Source organism: Gimesia maris (assembly GCF_008298035.1).
Taxonomy (GTDB): domain Bacteria; phylum Planctomycetota; class Planctomycetia; order Planctomycetales; family Planctomycetaceae; genus Gimesia; species Gimesia maris.
The window spans coordinates 6254488-6270667 of sequence record NZ_CP042910.1 but is presented as its reverse complement, the minus strand read 5'-3'; the positions used below and the strand labels follow the sequence as shown (position 1 = coordinate 6270667).

10 protein-coding genes are annotated in these 16180 nt (G+C 52.1%); 5 read left to right on the top strand and 5 right to left on the bottom strand.

What is annotated here, in order from left to right; all coding sequences use genetic code 11:
- From GmarT_RS23195 to GmarT_RS23185, 3 genes are read right to left on the bottom strand one after another with little or no spacing between them, the layout of a single operon-like run.
- Window positions 1–309 carry a putative quinol monooxygenase gene (locus GmarT_RS23195; protein ID WP_002649379.1) on the bottom strand — a complete coding sequence of 103 codons (309 nt, stop codon included), beginning with the start codon at window positions 307–309 and terminating at the stop codon, window positions 1–3.
- Between the two features lie 5 nt (window positions 310–314).
- Window positions 315–725: a thioesterase family protein gene (locus tag GmarT_RS23190; RefSeq protein WP_002649380.1), complete on the bottom strand. Its 411-nt coding sequence runs from the start codon at window positions 723–725 to the stop codon at window positions 315–317.
- 35 nt (window positions 726–760) lie between these two features.
- A complete protein-coding gene (locus GmarT_RS23185; protein WP_149303295.1) occupies window positions 761–4504 on the bottom strand; it encodes a S8 family serine peptidase in 3744 nt (1247 codons plus the stop codon).
- 364 nt (window positions 4505–4868) lie between these two features.
- Between GmarT_RS23185 and GmarT_RS23180 the strand changes: the two genes are divergently transcribed.
- The 4 genes from GmarT_RS23180 (at window position 4869) to GmarT_RS23165 (ending at window position 9390) form a co-directional block, all read left to right on the top strand.
- Entirely contained in the window at window positions 4869–5174 is a 306-nt protein-coding gene (locus tag GmarT_RS23180; protein WP_002649382.1) for a hypothetical protein, read from the top strand.
- 209 nt (window positions 5175–5383) lie between these two features.
- Window positions 5384–7123, top strand: a complete 1740-nt coding sequence (locus GmarT_RS23175) for a SulP family inorganic anion transporter (protein ID WP_187782315.1) — start codon at window positions 5384–5386, stop codon at window positions 7121–7123.
- Window positions 7124–7223: 100 nt separating this feature from the next.
- The gene (locus GmarT_RS23170; protein WP_002649385.1) at window positions 7224–8339 is read left to right on the top strand and encodes a tRNA-queuosine alpha-mannosyltransferase domain-containing protein; all 1116 of its coding nucleotides are present in this window, start codon (window positions 7224–7226) and stop codon (window positions 8337–8339) included.
- A gap of 406 nt (window positions 8340–8745) precedes the next feature.
- Window positions 8746–9390 (top strand): hypothetical protein, encoded by a 645-nt coding sequence (locus GmarT_RS23165; RefSeq protein WP_149303293.1) that lies wholly within the window; start codon window positions 8746–8748, stop codon window positions 9388–9390.
- Between the two features lie 118 nt (window positions 9391–9508).
- Here the strand turns inward: GmarT_RS23165 and GmarT_RS23160 are convergent, their stop codons facing one another.
- Both GmarT_RS23160 and GmarT_RS23155 read right to left on the bottom strand, forming a co-directional pair.
- Window positions 9509–10846, bottom strand: a complete 1338-nt coding sequence (locus tag GmarT_RS23160) for a replication-associated recombination protein A (protein WP_002649387.1) — start codon at window positions 10844–10846, stop codon at window positions 9509–9511.
- A 280-nt stretch (window positions 10847–11126) separates the two neighbouring features.
- Window positions 11127–14474 (bottom strand): PVC-type heme-binding CxxCH protein, encoded by a 3348-nt coding sequence (locus GmarT_RS23155; protein ID WP_002649388.1) that lies wholly within the window; start codon window positions 14472–14474, stop codon window positions 11127–11129.
- A gap of 319 nt (window positions 14475–14793) precedes the next feature.
- On the opposite strand from GmarT_RS23155, the gene GmarT_RS23150 reads away from it, so the two are divergent.
- Complete coding sequence (locus GmarT_RS23150; protein WP_149303291.1) at window positions 14794–16077, top strand: glucose-1-phosphate adenylyltransferase; 1284 nt, start codon at window positions 14794–14796, stop codon at window positions 16075–16077.
- Window positions 16078–16180 lie beyond the last annotated feature (103 nt).

Here is a 16180-nt window from a genome sequence, read left to right as displayed (position 1 = left end):
TTAAGCCGGTTTTAAAACTTTAATCTTTGTCCCTTTGACAAGATCGGCGACCTGTTCCCGGTAGGTCAGCATGTGGGGAGCGGCGAGATGCGCTTTGAGCGCTTCGACACTCTCCCATTTTTCCATAACAGTCACAATCTGGCTGCCATTCTTTACCTGAACCGAAATATCGGTGTCTTCGTCGACCGCGGGGCCATATTCAATACAGCCTTCTTCTGCGTGAACCAGGGGAACCAGCTGATGAAAGGCTTCCAGGAAGGCGGCCTGTTTACCTTCTGCGATTTCAATATCGGCAATGACAAAGATCATGTTGTTTACTTTCTGCTTTTGGTTTCTAACGCCTGCAGGCGTCGTGCTAACTGACTGGCTTGAATGATCCGGCGGGAATGCAGGCCTTTCGCGATTTTTTCATCACCGGCGTACGCTTCCACTTTGAAGCGATAGACGGGACCATCGTGAAAGATCAGCTGCGCGGTACAGTTCACGGTTGCACCCACGGGAGTCGGAGCCAGGTGCTCCACGTCCACATGAGTGCCAACGCTGATCGACTTTTCATCCAGCCACGGTAGCAGAAATTGTAACGCGGCCTGTTCCAGAAACCAAATCAGAGACGGTGTGGAGAGTACGGAAATCTCCGCTGCACACGAAAAAGTAATCGTCTGGCTGCTTTCCACTTCAAATGAAATCGAATGTAGTGCCCCGATACGAGGCGGCTGATCCTGCATGAAATCTCAGTTCCTGCCTGAACATGGTGGCTGATTTATTGCGTGATCTCAATCGGGATGGAGTCCGAGATCCGGGAATCACTTGTCGAAATTCTGATTGTGGATCGAATCAACTGTTTTGCAAGCGTGGATTTGACATCGGGAGTAACGGTCACCGGCAGGGTGACTTTGATTTTGGAAATTCCATTGATCTGCGTCGGGATTTCCAGAATTGCTTCCGATGCATTACTGTGCTTCGTTTTCGCAGCGGAGGCGTCAATCAGTCTCTGGGGGCCCTTAATCTGCAGAATATACACATCAGGTCTGCCAACCGTCAGAATTTTCAGATCGATGGAACCGTCCATTTTTACCGGTATTCCCGGGAAGGCGGCATCCAGGGTGATTGTGCCCTGACTGTCTTTCAGGCTTTCGTCATTCGGAACTGTGAAATAGGTGTCGACGGCAGCATACAGTGTTTCATAAGGTTTACCCGGCTCCGGTCGGGGAATGTTGTTGAACGATTTTCCGCGTCCAAAAAACATCCCTTTATGGGCTTCGACCATTTTGCCATCCGGGCCTTTTTTATAGAGCCTGTGGTCAATACGTCCGCTGAAGCCTTCATATTTTTTGTCATCAGGAGGGAAGGTAAGCCTTACGCTGGTTGTCTGGCTTTCACCACTCTCCGGTCTCCACTCAGGAATATCCAGTTTGCGAAATGTGCGATAGTTTGCCAGGATTGGAAAATTGTCCTGGGGAACAATCCGGGTGAAGCCACCCAGGCTGGCGGACATGCTTTTGACCTGGTTGGAGGAATTGGAAAACGTAATGAGTTTGTCCGCTTCCTTTCCGGAATCAACGGTTGCCAGTTTCAGCTCGTCTGTTGAGACTCGGAACCGCTGGGCTTCGATCAGGAGGTCATACTTCGATTCGTTCAACCAGTTTCCACTGAACGTACTGACGACCACCTCGTGGATGCCTTCATCTTTGGTAGAGACTGTCAATGAAGCATTTGAACGGTCTCCACCCAACTGGGCCGTCTGCTGAATCACCCGATAGCCGATTTCTTCGCCTTCCGGGTTAAAGACACTGACCAGTAACCGTCCCGAACTGCTGGCGACAAAACCGAGCATTACAGTCAGGCTGCTGTCGCGGCGTGTGACGGCGATCGGATAGCGATGATAGGCACCAGCAGAAATCGTCTTTTGTGGTACAACAAAAGCGGCGACCCGTTCGGAATCCTGCAGGTTCAGGCTGGGCAGACTGACTTCCGTATTCAGGTCTGAGAGCTCGATTGGTTTATGGACGACGTCCAGGAAACTGAATTCCCGCTCGCCGTGCTGTGTGACCGTGTAATAGGCGAGATATGTTTTGCCCCTCTCCATCAGGTCTCGTTTTCGAGTGCTGTAGAAATAGGATTTACTGCTGTTGGACAGGACCAGTGAAATCTGGTTCCCCTGTGCTTCTTCTTTCCCCGGTAATGCAATGGAGAAGGGAACTTTATCGTTCTTTCCATTCACATCCAGAATCGTGACATTCCCATCGCTGTCCTGTACTTCCACTTTTTCCAGTTTGACAATAGCAGGAGTGTTCTTTAATAACAGGCTGCCCTGGTCGGACACTTCGCCGTCAATATTCAGATCCAGATCAACGCGTTTGTGGGCTTCGATATTATTCGAGCGATCGTACAGACGATTGAACTTGGAATAGTGATTGATGCTGAATTCGGCAGTCTGTTTTTTCGGTTCCAGCGTCAGATTCGCCAGCCTCAAAAATTCCGGGTAGGCTTTATCGATATCGATCAGGCCTGCTCCCTGTTGCGCGTAAGTAAAGCCTTTCATTCGCAAGGCGGAGTTTTCCAGCGCCAGTCGCATGCTTAATGCCAGTGAGGTCAGTGAATATTTGCTGTCGGAAGATTTCTTGCGAATGGCTTCAATCTTCTTCTCCTGCCGTTCAAGGACCTTGGCATATTCCTTGTCTGCTTTGATCAGAGACAGCATGGCAGCGGCTGCACCAGCGGCGATAGGCGACGACATACTTGTCCCGTTGAACATGCTGGAGCCATCCGAGTTCAGCGGCGTCGATGACAGGGCGGAACCGGGGGCAACCACGTTCGGTCGCATTTCACCTGTATAGGAAGGTCCCAGGGAAGAGAAGTAAAGCAGTCCATGCTCGGGAGCATTCACCCCTTCGGCCAGGCGATAGTGTTCACGTAAGGTGTTGGCTGAGACATGGGCACCGACAAATACCGCCGGGCTGGAACCGCCCAGACCGTTGATTGTACGGTAGCCGGGACCATCATTGGAAGCGGAGATAAAAAAGGTCGTTCCGAATTTCGCCGAGAGGTCCTGAATCAGAATACTCAAGGGGCGCTTCACATAACCTTCGTGGCTCCCCAGTGAAATATTCACGACATCAGGAACATAACCCTGCGGATTGAAAAAGGCAGAAACAATTCCACGTAGAATCGCCTGGTCGGTACAACTGCGACCTGAGCAGACCTTGATGGCCATCAGTTGGGCTTTCGGGGCGGCGCCTTCAATCTGCAGACCACTGCCGGCAACAATTCCTGCGACATGGGTGCCGTGAGACTGCTGGTCGAAAGCGACGGTGATTTCGGTGACCTGTTTTTTCGCATTGGGGCGGAACAACAGTGGGTAGGCAATGCGCTTGGTACGAGAAGGAAATTCCAGCATAATCTGATAGGGAGGTTTCAGGTCTTCCCGCTGCATTTTACGTGCGGAATTGAAATCCATGATGGGGGTGTCAGCTTCTTCTTTGCTGAACTTGCCATCCATGTCCACATCGACAAATGCCAGTGCATATTCTTTGGTCAGATCCCGTTTTTCCAGATCAGGCTTTTCAGCGGGGATGGGTTCATCTTTGGCAGCAGCAGCTTTGCGTTCTTCTGCTGCTTTCTTGCTGGCTTCTTCCAGTTTGGCCAGCTCCGGGTTCGGAATGATACCCACGACGACCAGCAGTTTATCATCTTTGGTGCCATTTCGATTGATATCGACTCCCTCTTTGCCGAGTGTGGTCCAGAGGTCTCCCTGTTGAAATCCCAGCTTTTTCTCGTCGATATATCCGGAAAAAACATACTCATTCTCTTTGATTTTTTCGGGCAACGCGACGAACTTGTTATGCTCCAGTTCAATTTTTCCATCCAGCTGTCTGCTTCTGGTCAGTGGCGAACGACCTTCCCGAGTGGCATCGTTCCAGAAAATGACGCGGTCCTGAAAGACGGGGTGACTGGTATCAATACCGGTGTCGATAATGGCGACAATCGTGTCTTCACCCAGGCCTTTGCCGGCAACCCGCTTTCGCAGTGCAGGGACCTTAATGTCATCCAGAGGCACGTACAGCGAATCAAAATCTGCTTCGGGGGCTACCTGCAGTTCTGCAGAGCTGGTTGAATCAGAGCCAGCGGAATCAATGGCGGGTTCAGCCTGAGGCACAATTTTGCTGGGGATAATTTCTTCCATTACACCCGAAGGGAGCTTCAGCGAATCAATAAATTTTTTATCGTTGAGTTTGGTGGGAGGCAGGTTGACGACGAGAAAGGGGATATCGTTTCCAATTCCCAGGTTGGGATCATAGAGAATCTTACCGCCTGCTTTGGTGACCAGATCTGCCGTGCGACGCACATCGTTGACCCGCAACAGAAGTGTTAATTCCGGAGAACAGTCACACAATTCTTCTTTCATCTGTGCTGACGCCGGCTGGAGCCCGGGAGAAATCCAGTAGGCCAGGCAGATCATCACCAGACAGGAACGCAACAGATTATAACGATATAAACGATTCATCAGCCCCTCACGCTTTCGGGATTCAGGGCGGATGGCCCTGTTTGATTTTGATTGTATTTAGTGGAACTCTGTCAGGAAGGTGAATCTATTCTGGAGAACGAGAGACGCCTTATTGGCGATAACCGTTAATTCTTCCCTGGTAGACCATACTCTTAATATAGGACGTATTTTGCCAGACTCTTTCATATTCTCACAGGAAGCCAGCGCTTTGTGAATACAGGTGTGCTGAGAAAATATGAGATAGAGTAGAGTTATTAAGCACTTACGAACGTTGCTCAAACGAAACATCAGTCGAGAACTCCTAATTCAGGTTACTTCACAAACGCGTCATTGACAAAGTGAGAAAATAAAATATCATAGATGCATGCTTCAGAATTCCCGCCAGCCCCTGATGTTCATGCTCTGTACAGTGATTGCACTGGACATCGTTTTTCTGTTAGGCGGTTCGAGTTTACTGGATGTTCCCGAGTCCAATCCTGACTGGCTCTGTGCTGAATTTGAGCTGGAGGAAAGTGAAGACTCGGTCGAAGAAGAAACGTTGATTCAGGATGCTGAATTCTCAGTCACTCTGCCCCTTTTGGGCATGTTGGCTGAAAATGTCGATTTCAGCGTGAAAGAGTCCGATCGCGATGAGATTCATATCTCTCGCGGACCTCCCGCCCTCAGTTGAATGCTGTCCGGTATTCCGGCCATGCTCCCATATCGCTACTACTGGTAACTTGCCTGTTGCGCTCACTCAGATCAGTTCCCTTACGATTTCGTATGTGAATTGATTTCGTCCCATCTGGACTTTGAAGAGCTGCTTGAACAGAGAGTGCTGCTTTCTTCTTCATCCCACCTGAATGATTTCAGGATCACGCATTATAATGGATGCCCGCGATGTCACAAATTGATTCAAATGAATCCAAATTTCAATTCTCAAAATATATCAACGAATTTAACCCGTGGCATAATATCAAAATTATGCATACGAATGTGCCGAACGATATTCTTTCTGGAATCACAGTTGCCGTCATCGCGATGCCTCTGGCGCTCGCGTTTGGTGTCGCTTCAGGTTTGGGGGCAGAAGCAGGTATGTGGGCTGCGATCTGCGGGGGCATCCTGGTCGGTCTATTTGGTGGTTCCAATACCGGTGTCAGTGGTCCGACGGGTCCGAAAGTCGTTCAGCTGGCAGCGATTATCGCGGCGACTAAACTGGCAACAGGGGAACCGGATGTGGTCTTTGCCATGTCGATGGTCTTTTTGAGCGGTTTAATCTGCATCGCGCTGGCGCTGATGAAAATCGGCCGCTTCATCTACTATACACCTTATTCTGTTGTTTCAGGATTCATGTGTGGGATCGGCGTGATTATCATCCTGCTCGAAATTCCCCCCATGCTGGGATTTGCTACGCCAAATTCTGTCGTGGGAGCCATTAAGCAGATTCCTTATGACATCATGCATGAAAAACCGCATGCATTGATTGTTTCGCTGGCGACGTTCTTCACAATTATGCTCTGGCCGCGCGTGACAAAGAAACAATGGCTGCCGGCACCACTACTGGGGCTGATTGTGGGAACCAGCATTGCGCACGGATTTGGTTTCAAAGATATTGAATATATCGGTTCCATGCCGGTCGGACTGCCTCACTTGTATCTTCCGGATTTTTCCCGCTTTGGTGATATGATTGGCGGCGCGTTCGCTTTAGCTGGTCTCTGTATTTTTGATTCCCTGCTGACCTGCCTGGTTGCGGATAACATGACCAGCGAACGACATAATAGTGACCGGGAAATCTTTGGTCAGGGAATAGCGAATATCGGTTGTGGGCTGGTGGGTGGTGTCACCACCGCGACAGCTACCATGCGAACGGTGGCCAATATCAAATGTGGGGGAAAAACCGGCCTGGCTTCCATTACTCATGGTGTCGTACTGCTGGCGTTGATGCTGGGTTTATCCCCTTATGCCAGTTATATCCCGATGGCCTGCCTGGCAGGGATTCTGCTCAAAGTAGGTATGGATATTATTGATTACCGCGTGCTGCCCGTATTACATCGCATGCCGTTCATGGATTCGATCTGCTTCTGGACCGTTTTGATTTTGACGATTTCGGTTGACCTGCTGGTCGCGATGGGTGTCGGCATCACCATTGCCTTCGTACGCATCGTTCAGGAACTGGGGCAGGCCTACGAACAAAACGTGGTCAGCCTGAATCAGATGAGCCGCACACTGCCCGCAGATGTTTCCATGCCGGAAGAACTCAAAGAGAAAGTCCTCAAGCTGCGGCTGGAAGGACCGCTGTTCTTTGGTGTTTCTGATACGATTTACCGGGCTTCTTCCGCGCTGGTTGATTACAAATATCTGATTATCCGCATGGCGCGGGTGCCCATGGTTGATATGTCAGGCGCTTACCTGCTTGACGATATCATCGAAAAAGCACATCATCAGGGAGCGACGGTCTTTTTCACAGGTACAAGACCACAGGTCAAACGCACCCTGACTCGTCTGAAAATCATTGAAAAAGTAACCGAAGAAAACTGTTTGGCGACCTTTAATGATGCGATTCTGCGAATCCAGCACCTCGAACAGGAGCAGGATTCACATGCAGGACCTGTTGCAAAGGACTCTCTGGAACGCGTTTAATCAAACCAGAATGCCTGCAGTTGCGTCTCATCGGAGTCTGTTTCTGCAGGCATTTTTTCTACAGGTGTTTTAAGCCTGGATTCGGGAAGAGAATGGATTGATGCGAGTTCTGGCAATCAATGCCTATCATGGCGGGAGTCATCGTGAATTCCTGACGCAGTGGATTGATCACAGCGAGCATGAGTTCACTTCGCTCACACTCCCGGCCCGTCACTGGAAATGGCGGATGCAGCATGCAGCGGTGACGCTGGCCGCAGAAGTTCGAAACCGTTTGATTGCGGGTGAACGCTGGGATGTCTTACTTGTTACCGACATGTTTGATCTGACAGCTTTTCTCGGGCTGGTACCAGCGGAAATCGCGGCGTTGCCTCGCATCGTTTACTTCCATGAGAATCAATGGACCTATCCAATTCCACAAGGAGAAACACGCGATCTGACGTATGGATTCATCAATCTGAAATCAGCGCTGGCTGCAGATTCTCTCTGGTTCAATTCCAGCTTTCATCGTCAGGAATTTTTCCAGGCGTCCCGGAACTTTCTGCGGCGCATGCCCGATTTCGCATTCACTGATGCCCTGGAAGATTGTGAGCAGAACGCAGCGGTGATCTCACCGGGAATTCAGAAAACAGATGCAGCACCGCGTGAACAGCAATCAGGAACTCTGCAGATTCTCTGGGTGGCCCGCTGGGAATATGACAAAAACCCGGAGCAGTTTTGTGAAGCGATCCAACTGCTGGATCAGGCAGGAGTCGATTTTCGGTTGAGTGTCCTGGGGCAGTCAACCCCCGAAACTCCCGAATGTTTTGTCAGTCTGAATGCACAATTTGCAGACCGTATTGATCACTGGGGCTTTGTGGAAGACCGTGCAGAATTCCATAGCGTATTGCAGAACGCAGACCTGGTGGTCTCGACTGCGATCCATGAGTTCTTCGGGATTTCTATTCTGGAAGCGGTAGAGGCAGGCTGCCTGCCTGTGCTGCCGCGACGCCTGGCCTATCCCGAAATCTTTGCTGAAACGCCGGAATGTTTTTACGACGGGAGCACAGAATCACTGGTCTCTTTAATGCAGCAGCTTGACAAATCGGTAGAATTGGAATCAACTGTTTCGGATCTGCGCGGCAGACTCAAAAAAATTACAGCTCGCTATCACTGGGAGCAGATCGCGCGGGAACTGGATGCTGGCCTGGATCAATGTCATAACCGGTGCCATCGCTGAGTTTTGGTGAAATGCCGGTTGGTGGAATCCGCTGTAAAACGTAGCGATCAAAGGGACTGAGTGGATTTAGAATGGTGCTGATTCCTACAATGTGATCACCGCCGGTATCGCTGTATCGATTATGACAGTCAGAGCCAGTTTACCGGTTACACATTTTAAGCGAAATGTGGTTTGATGAGTAAATTAGGCCCTGTTTTACAGTGTTGACAGAGAGTCATGCACTTTAATCAATCCACTGTTTTTCAAAGTAATTTCAAAACTTTTTTATTGTGTTTGGGATACCTGTCTGGCAAAGTAATACCTGTCACTTACCAAGTGTAACTGATTTCAGGACAGTGCCAGAAGCGTGAATGACGCACTGCCTGAAGCATCTGAGATTTACAACTTTTGCCAAGCGATTATCATCATGCTTACAATTTCCAAAGACGTCCTGCCTCAAACATTTCTAAGCTACATCGCATTCCGGATTGCGTTCATGGATACTCTGGAGCGAATCGCCCTGGCAAAGCAGGTGGGCGATGATCCATTTGATTCATTCGGTTTTCTGACCGAAGTTCCGTTTCTGCGTAGTGTCCCTCCACACGTGCAACTGGATCTGCTCTCTGTCACCTGGGCCAAGCATCTGGCCAGTGAGAACGTCGAAGGCGACCTGGTTGATGAAAGTGTCGTGTATGCTGTCTGCGAATCAGCAGCACGCATCATCGATGAACAACCGGAAGAAGCACGCCGTCATCTGGCGGGGGGGCCACTGGACGTGCACATTTCCGTGGATCATTTCCTTTCATCAGAAATCCGCAACCTGCATTTGAATCTGTCCAACGAGGGTGACTTCCTGCTGATCAGTCAGTTTCAGGACATGTCACCCGAAGAAGCACTGCCGATGAAAGAAGAATTCGGGATCGATGAAGAATCTCTCGAGCCCATGTTCGATGTTCTGATGCAGTGGTATATGTCGGTGGACTTCATGCCCAACCTGGAAGGGTTGCTGCAGGAACGCGAAGTTGCCAAGGCGATCACAATCGTCGGTTTGAAACAGCAACCACTCTGCTGATCTAGATCGTATCACAGTTACCTTAGCGTCTCTCAATCTATGATACACGGTCCAAAAGGCCCTGGAGACGCAACAGTAAAACTAGACACAGTCTAGCCGACGAGATGCACTGAGGGGGTCAGGAACGGATGTCATCATCCGTTCCTGTTTTTTTGCGCCGTTGTTTGAAGACATCCAGTCGTTTACGGATCGTCGCTTCATAACCCCGCTCCACGGGGCGATAGTATTCTTTTTCGACTCCCAGGTAATCCTGATCCACCCAGCCTTCTTCCGCAGCGTGGGCATACTGGTAGCCTTCTCCGTGTCCCAGCTGCGAGGCCCCTTTGTAATGCGAGTCTTTCAGATGGATGGGAACCGGCAACAGTGATTTGTTGCGCACGTCATGCAGGGCTTCATCGATGGCAACGTAAGACGCGTTCGATTTTGGAGCCGTAGCGATATATGTGACTGCCTGTGAGAGCAGAATCCGCCCTTCGGGCATACCGATTTTTTCGACGGCATTAAACACGGACATGGCCAAAGTCAGTGCGGTCGGGTCCGCGTTGCCCACATCTTCCGAGGCGGCAATCACGATGCGGCGGGCCAGGAATCGCGGGTCTTCACCGGCTTCAATCATCCGTGCCAGCCAGTACAACGCGGCATCCGGATCACTGCCGCGCATGCTTTTGATCAATGCGGAGGCGGAATCGTAATGCGCGTCCCCATCCTGGTCGTACTGAATCGCCTTTTTCTGAATCGATTCCTGCGCGACGTCCAGATCAAACACTCGTTCTGATCCATGCAGCGATAGGACCCCGATTTCCAGCGCATTCAAAGAGCGTCGTGCATCGCCATCGCAGACTTCAATCAGAAAGTCGAGGGCATCCTGTTCGACAGTCACGTTGTAGCGGGCCAGTCCCCGCTTTTCATCCTGCAGTGCCCGCTGCATCAGTGTTTGAATTTCTTCGGGGGTGAGCGGTTGGAATTCAAAAATCTGGCTGCGGCTGATGAGGGCGGAAACCAGTGAGAAAAACGGATTTGATGTCGTCGCGCCAATCAGAGCGACTACGCCCGATTCGACATCGGGCAGCAGGACATCCTGCTGGACTTTGCTGAAGTGATGCAGTTCGTCGATGAACAGAATCGTCTGTTTGCCGCCGGTCGCCAGCTCGTCACGGGCCCGGTCGAGCGCCGCACGCACTTCTTTGATGCCGGCGGAGGCCGCATTCAAGGCTTCAAAACGGCGGTTGGACTGGCGGGCAATGAGTTCAGCCAGCGATGTCTTGCCTGTGCCGGGAGATCCATAAAAGATCAGCGATCCGATGCGGTCGGCGGCCAGAATGCGACGCAGCAGTTTACCTTCGCCCAGAAAGTGCGACTGCCCGACAAATTCTTCCAGGGAGCGGGGTCGCATGCGGGCGGCCAGCGGCTTGGCTTTTTCCAGATTCCCGGATTCCTGCCGGTCGAACAAGCCCATAAAAAACCTCCGCCAAGTGATTCATACGCGGGTGTTATTAGAACCCGTGATTGCAAAGTGGGAACCTGATAACCCGGGTTGTGTGAGCCGGATATACCGGATATACACGCGGCCGAATCTCGTTGGTCCCCAGTTTAATATTTGTAGGGTCAACTCACGATTTTGAATCAACATGACAGAGGTTGTTTCTCTGTTTCGTTATGCTCTCATTTTAGTCGACACGTCCACCCAAAACAAGGAGGCGATTCTATAATTAATGCGCCGTTTCAACAACGGTCACTTATCCTTCATGTTTGGTAGACGTGGCTTTCTGTTTCTGTTTTTGCTGACTGAGAAATTCGACCAGGTCCCGCAGATCGTCTTTACTGAGCTGTTTGACGATTTCTTCAGGCATCGCTGATTTTCCCGAGGCCCGTTCGTCAATGTCCTCTTTGGCGACCCGGATGACCGTTCCTTTAGCGTCCATCAGCTCCAGCTCGGAGTCGGTCTCTTTACGAATAATGCCGACAATTACTTTTCCATCCAGCATCGCCAGCACGGCGGTTTCAAATCCTTTGGCGATCGCTTTATTGGGCGCGACGATCGCTTCCAGCAGATAGCGGCGGTCTTTGTCGATGCCGATACCAGACAGGTCGGGCCCCACTTCGCCTCCGTTATTCTTAATCATGTGACAGCGACGGCACGACGTATCGCTGCGACCAAAAAAGATTTCGCGCCCCCGCGACGCGTTCCCGCCAGACAGCGTTTCCAGGTAACCGCCAATCGGGTCATCCTGCGGACGTTTTGCATCAAAGGCGGCAATCAGCTGGTCGAGTTCGGAAGACTGTTTCACTTTCGCCGCTTTGAGCAGGTCGAGCTGAATCTCCGCGGGAACCTGCTGCTGAACCAGTTTCTGCATCCAGCGCGCCAGTAGATCGGTCGCGGCTGGCAACTTCATCTCCGCCAGCGTTGCGAGGGCTCCCTGTTTTTCGATGATGGTTCCATGCTGAAGCGCCTGCTCAAGCGCGGGTAATGCTGCCTGGGGATCGTGTTTCGCCAGGACATTCAGACCGGTCACACGGAGCGCCGGCCTGGAATCTTTGATGGCGGTCCTGGCGACATCTGCAATTGTGGCGTAGCCGAGTTTATCAAGGGCCTTCAGCGAAGCGACCCGTACATCCACCGGTCGTTTGGTGTCAACGACCATTTCCGCCAGCATGGGGGCGGCTTCTTTGATACCGTACTTCGCTGCCAATCCCGTTCCCGCTTCCTTGATCTTTTCAGAACTCTGGAACAGGTCGGGGACGATGGGACCAACGATGCCCGTCAGTTCAATCGGCGAACGATTCTCAATCGGCTGCCAGCGTCCCAGCACGCGATCTAATGGCGCAGGATCGTTCCACTGTTGGAGTTCTTCAATCGCTTCCAGTCGCAATGCTTCGGGCACTTTGCTGTTGGCGGCGATCCTGGCGACAACAGCAGCACTTTCTGCAGTTCCCATGCGGAAATTGGCATTCAGTACGCGTCGCAGCAGGGCATCGGACATATCGGCGGTGATCGAAACGGCGGCCAGATCAGCCACCGCATCCGTAATCGGTTCATCGTTGATTGCCCGAGCCGCCTCCAGCACGACCAGCGGATCTGCGTCTTGCAGAAACAGACCCACTTCTTTACGTTGCAGCCGTCGCAGTGCCACGACGGCTCCCAGTCGTACTGCGGCGGAGTCATGATTCGCAGCAGCGATCAGCGCGTCGGTGTTTCCGATGCGGGTCAAGGCCAGGATCGCCGCGTGACGCAGCATGGGGTCCGCGTTGTTGTTTTGCTTGAGCAGCTCGAACAGCCCGGCGAGTGCCGTTGGTTCCTGCAGTTTCCCCAGCGCGACTGCAGCGAAGTACTGCACGCGGGCATTCGTGTTTTTGAGTAATTCGATTAACGCAGGTGCTGCAGCGGTGAACCCGGCTTCGCCGATGACTTTGGCGGTCTGGCTTTGCACTTCACTGTCACTGTCGTGCAGCAGACTCTGAATGCCGGCAACCGCTGAGCTGGTTTTGCGGCCCAGTTGACCGATGCCCCAGATCGCATGCAGGCGGGCGAGTTGATCGTTAGACTTGAAGGCAACACTCTGTAAAGCCTCTAAAGCATTCTGGTTGACGAGCGCGAACTGGGCTTCCATGCGGATCCGCTGATCAACGTGGGCCAGCAGCTTTGTCAGTTCTTCCGGGGAGCGTTCGGCAAAACCCTGTTTCATGATTTCTGCTGAATGCGACTCTTTCGCGGCTTTGACATGTTCAGTGTCGGTGAATTTGTAGATACGACCTTTGCCCAGACCGCTCCAGCCGTTGACCCAGTCGCTGACATACAGGCTGCCGTCATAACCGAAGTCGAGATCGGTGGCCAGGATCTGCCAGATGAATTCATGCGAGTCGGTCAGTTCAAATGACGCCCCTTTGGGCTTCACTGCAAAGGAGCGGATACCGCTTTTCGAAGGTGTGCCCCGAAAGTCGGCCAGGAAAAAGTGGTCCTTGTAGCGATCCGAGAGACCGACGCCGGGGTAATGGGTCAGTCCGGAAGGACCATCGGCAAGATTGATCACGGGGGGAACCATGTAGGCGGGCTGACCCTCGTGGGCAGGATGCCAGATCTTTTCCCGGTTGAAGGGCCCGCGGTCGCTGAGGTACTGGTAATACATTCGCCAGCCGGTGTCGCCCCCTTCGACGACGTAGACCCAGCGGGCTTTGTCACTGCTGTCGGAATTATTATCGCCTGTGAAGAGATTGCCATAATTGTCGAACGCCAGTTCCTGCGGATTGCGCAGGCCGTAGGCGAATTCCTCGAGTTCAGTACCGTCCAGGTTGCAGCGAAAGACGGCGCCTGTATCCGGGCGGAACAGGTGTTTGCCTTCTTTGGTGGTCACGTTATATCCGCGGTCGCCGATGCTGAAGTAGAGGCGTCCGTCAGGCCCCAGTCTCAGGCCGTGCAGGTCGTGACCGCGAAACGCGACGCGAATACCGTAACCGCTGCTCAGTTTTTCCCGCAGTGTTGCTTTGCCTTCGTGGGCGGTGTCGCTCAGTTTCCAGACGTGCGGGATGCAGGTGTAATAGACATAACCGCCCCGGGCCAGCACACCTGCGCCGGTTCCGTCTTCGATATTATTGAATCCATCGGCAAAGACACTCGCATGGTCGGCTGTGCCGTCGCCATCGCGGTCTTCGACCAGACGAATCCGGTCGTGCTCCCGTGCGTAATCTTTGATCTTGTCTTTGAGGTGTTTCCTGAAATAAGCCAGCCGATCTTCGATTGTTTCTGCTGCCAGATCGTCGTGCAGCCAGTCCATGTGTCCGCGGTTGTCCTCAACTCCTTTTCCCTGGCGGAAGGTTTCAGCGACGTAGAACCGACCCTGTTCATCAATGCAGAAGGCGACCGGATTGGCCAGCAGGGGCTCGGCGGCAAACAGACTCACCTGCATTCCCTCGGGAACACGGAAACCCTGGATCGCCTGTTCGCCTTCTTTCGAAGCCTCCGCGATGGCAGGCGTATAGGGTGTTTCACTAAACGCCAGTCGAGGTAGTATCGAGATGATGCAGGCAACAGCGGTCAGCAATACAGAACGAGGATACAGAGACAATTTCGGACAGAATACGTGCGACAAGATGACACTCCTCGGCGAGACCGTTGGCGGGAAGTAATAAATGAAGAAGAATTGATACTATCTTAAGGGTTTGTTTAAGCAGATCACAGCCTGAGTTTCTCCTAATCTGCCTGATCAATACAGATTTGAAATTGGTCGGAAAATTTGTCCGACCCGTGGAGTACACTGCTGAATCAACTGGCTTACGTGCCGCAATCTGAGTAACATGCAGTATCTAAGCAATACTGTTGTTCTACATCAATCTGTTCATTAATGTTGCTAACAAAAGTGTACGAACTCACGCTATAAGGTGCTTTTTGCACTAGAATCGGATCGCTCTATGAAAAATGTCGTCAGCCTTATCCTTGGCGGAGGCAAGGGAACCCGCCTGTTTCCACTCACCCAGTTTCGCTCCAAGCCGGCCGTTCCGCTGGCGGGAAAATATCGGCTGATTGACATTCCGATTTCCAACTGTATCAACAGTGAACTGAGCCGTATCTATCTGCTGACGCAGTTCAACTCGGTCAGTCTGCATCGCCATATTCGTCAGACCTACAAGTTTGATTCCTTCGGGGGTGGCTTTGTGGAAATCCTGGCGGCCCAACAGACGATGGAAGGGACCGACTGGTACCAGGGAACTGCGGACGCCGTCCGTAAGAACATTCGCTGCATCGAACAGTCGGACATCGACTATGTACTGATCCTTTCCGGCGATCAGCTGTATCGCATGGATTATGCAGAAATGCTGACCAACCATATCGAGTCGAATGCCGACGTCTCCATTGCGACCGTGCCACTCTCCAGCGAGCAGGCGGCTGCATTCGGGATCATGCGCGTGGATGACTCCGGCCGCGTCAAAGGCTTCCTGGAAAAACCGCAGACTGAAGAAGAGCTGAAAATGGTCCGCACGCCTCCCGAATGGATCGACCAGCAGGGGATCGAAAGCCGCGGCCGCGACTGCCTGGCCAGCATGGGGATCTACCTGTTCAACCGCGATCTGCTCGTCGATCTGTTGAAGAAGACCGACTATGAAGATTTCGGTAAAGAAATCTTCCCGATGTCAATTCGCACACACAAAGTGCACGCGCATCTATTCGACGGTTACTGGGAAGATATCGGCACGATTCGATCATTCTATGATGCGAACCTGGCGCTGGCGCATCCCAATCCGCCTTTCGATTTTGTGGTTGAGAAGTCCCCCATCTATTCGCGTCCCCGTTTTTTACCGCCGACGCGCTGTGAAGGCGTGACGATCAAACGCAGCCTGATTGCCGATGGCTGTGAAATCGACGAAGGAGCCGTGATTGAAAACAGTGTGATCGGCCTGCGATGCCGGATCGGCAAGAACGTGACGATTCGCAATTCGGTGATCATGGGAGCCGACTACTACCAGGACGAATGCAAAGAGACACTGGAAAACGACGACCGCCCGGCGATCGGCATCGGCGACGGTGCTTTTATTGACGGCGCGATCGTCGACAAAAACTGCCGCGTCGGCAAAAACGCCCGCATCGAACCCAACGGCCACAGCGAACAGGATTTTGATCATACTGAGGTCTTAATTCGCGACGGCATTATCGTGGTCCCGAGAGGCACCGTCCTGGCGGATGGGTGGAAGCTGTAGAACACTGGGTGACTAAATAGATCAATCAGAAAGGCAGTCCTTCGGGGCTGCCTTTTTTTATTTTTCACTTGAAAAATGTATTCGCGTGTACATAATGGCTTTG

What these genes read in the sequence shown, in the direction of transcription:
- GmarT_RS23195 (WP_002649379.1), bottom strand. Translation starts at nt 309, where the DNA reads ATGATCTTTGTCATTGCCGATATTGAAATCGCAGAAGGTAAACAGGCC.
- GmarT_RS23190 (WP_002649380.1), bottom strand. Translation starts at nt 725, where the DNA reads ATGCAGGATCAGCCGCCTCGTATCGGGGCACTACATTCGATTTCATTT.
- GmarT_RS23185 (WP_149303295.1), bottom strand. Translation starts at nt 4,504, where the DNA reads ATGAATCGTTTATATCGTTATAATCTGTTGCGTTCCTGTCTGGTGATG.
- GmarT_RS23180 (WP_002649382.1), top strand. Translation starts at nt 4,869, where the DNA reads ATGCTTCAGAATTCCCGCCAGCCCCTGATGTTCATGCTCTGTACAGTG.
- GmarT_RS23175 (WP_187782315.1), top strand. Translation starts at nt 5,384, where the DNA reads ATGTCACAAATTGATTCAAATGAATCCAAATTTCAATTCTCAAAATAT.
- GmarT_RS23170 (WP_002649385.1), top strand. Translation starts at nt 7,224, where the DNA reads ATGCGAGTTCTGGCAATCAATGCCTATCATGGCGGGAGTCATCGTGAA.
- GmarT_RS23165 (WP_149303293.1), top strand. Translation starts at nt 8,746, where the DNA reads ATGCTTACAATTTCCAAAGACGTCCTGCCTCAAACATTTCTAAGCTAC.
- GmarT_RS23160 (WP_002649387.1), bottom strand. Translation starts at nt 10,846, where the DNA reads ATGGGCTTGTTCGACCGGCAGGAATCCGGGAATCTGGAAAAAGCCAAG.
- GmarT_RS23150 (WP_149303291.1), top strand. Translation starts at nt 14,794, where the DNA reads ATGAAAAATGTCGTCAGCCTTATCCTTGGCGGAGGCAAGGGAACCCGC.